Origin of the sequence: Halalkalibacter lacteus (assembly GCF_036663595.1) — a bacterium.
GTDB lineage: Bacteria > Bacillota > Bacilli > Bacillales > Bacillaceae_D > Halalkalibacter > Halalkalibacter lacteus.
Genome location: NZ_JAWRVL010000165.1, coordinates 1 through 278, shown reverse-complemented (window position 1 = coordinate 278; position 278 = coordinate 1). Strand labels below are relative to the sequence as shown.

The 278-nt window shown below is 32.7% G+C and carries 1 protein-coding gene; it reads right to left on the bottom strand.

Annotated features, from left to right (window positions below; translation table 11 throughout):
- Nucleotides 1–278: CBS domain-containing protein (locus tag SAZ04_RS21925; RefSeq protein ID WP_332699662.1), on the bottom strand; the 278-nt coding region annotated here is incomplete at both ends.

The window sequence follows — 278 nt, the reverse complement described above, 5'->3', positions numbered from 1 at the left end:
AAGAAGCCAAATCTGATTTTATTTTAGGCAAAAGAAACATTACTAAGTCAGTTGTTGTTATTATGCCTACTAAATCATTATTTTGGTCGACAATTGGAATCTTTCTGATTCCATTTTTTAACATGATTTTTGCTACTTTTTCAACTGTTGTACTGCGGTCTGCTGTAATGAGTGGATGGGAAGCCAAATCACCAAGAGGTGTATCACGAGCATATCTTCTTACAAGATTTCGTTCGGTAATTATTCCAAACGGTTTGTTATTTTTAGTTATAACAATA